The sequence below is a fragment of the Streptomyces sp. NPDC001941 genome, from assembly GCF_040296945.1.
Lineage (GTDB): Bacteria > Actinomycetota > Actinomycetes > Streptomycetales > Streptomycetaceae > Streptomyces.
Genome location: NZ_JBEOYE010000261.1, coordinates 1 through 1332, shown reverse-complemented (window position 1 = coordinate 1332; position 1332 = coordinate 1). Strand labels below are relative to the sequence as shown.

The window sequence follows — 1332 nt, the reverse complement described above, 5'->3', positions numbered from 1 at the left end:
CGGCACATCAAGACGTCCGCACAGCATGCCGCCCTCCACGGTGAGGACGCTGTAGCGCCAGCCCTGCGGTGTCGCCAGCAGGACGATCCCCTTCGGCGCCCCCAGGGTGCGCCGCTTCACCTTCTGCCTGCGCATGACCGTCCACCCTCTTGTGGTGTGCCGGAGAACACCCGGGAGTTCCGCAGCCAGCGGGGATCGCCCAGCGCTCTCGGTTCGTCAAGGACGCGAGTGTGGGTGGGACGCGTGACACGCGTCCCACCCACACTCACTGGTTCCGCTACATCAGCCCGTGGGGCGTCAGTTAAGGATGTCGTACGCGTTGAACCCGGTGCCGATCTTCACGCCCTTGGCGAGGGGAGCCTTGGCGTTGCCGGTGCCGGAGAAGCGGTAGATCTCCCCGGCGGAGTTGCGGGCCATCAGGTCGGAGAGGCCGTCGAAGTCGTAGTCGCCGACCGAGACGATACGGTTCCAGCCGTTCCAGCCAGTGGCGATCTTCACGGCCTTGGCGAGCGGCGCCTTGTAGTTGCCGGTGCCCGCGTACAGGAACAGGTTGCCGGACTTGTCGCGGGCAACCACGTCGGCCTTGCCGTCGCCGGTCAGGTCGCCCTGGCCGGCGACCTGGGTGAAGTTGTTCCAGCCGCTGCCCAGGCGCACCCGGACGCCGATCGCGCCGACGGGACGGCCGAGGTAGAGCCAGGCGACACCGGTCTTGTCGATGGCGAACAGGTCGGAGTCGCGGCTGTGACCGAGGTCGCCGGGCGAGGAGACGCGGTAGGAAGACCAGCCCGAACCGCGCTGCCAGCCCCCGTTGTCGTTGGCGTAACCGAGCTCGCCGCTGCTCAGGACAACCCAGTTGCCGTCCGCCAGGCCGTCCTTGTCGCTGTCGTCGAAGAGGACGCTCTTGACGCCGCTCCAGTCCTCGCCGGTGTCGTCGCGCTTGCCGAAGCCACCCGACCCGTTGGGACCGAAAGCCGACAGCTTCTTGGTCTTCTTGTTGACCAGCATCAGCGGGAAGGTCGGCGTGCTCACCGCGGCGGCGGCGCGCGGCGCGGCCTGCGCGGCGGGCCGGGCCTGCTGGACCTGGAACGCCTTGACGGCCGCGTCGGCGGCCGGCGACGGGTTACCGGCGGCGAACGCGGTGCCCGCGGCCGACGCCAGCGCCACGGTGACAGCGGTGACGGCCAGGGCGCGCCGCGGCAGGCGGCGCAGGATGGTGCTCATGAAAGTGGATCCCCCCACTCAGATATGTGCGACGCACGCTGATCGAACGTACGCTCGCTTAACGATCGCATCTTTGCACACGGTCTTCACATGCTTTTCGGCCCGGGCCCG

Annotated in this window: 1 protein-coding gene; it reads right to left on the bottom strand. The window is 68.8% G+C overall.

All coding sequences use genetic code 11. The features are described from left to right. Window positions 1-297: 297 nt before the first annotated feature. Complete coding sequence (locus ABT160_RS47025; RefSeq protein ID WP_351656589.1) at window positions 298-1221, bottom strand: FG-GAP repeat domain-containing protein; 924 nt, start codon at window positions 1219-1221, stop codon at window positions 298-300. Window positions 1222-1332: the final 111 nt, after the last annotated feature.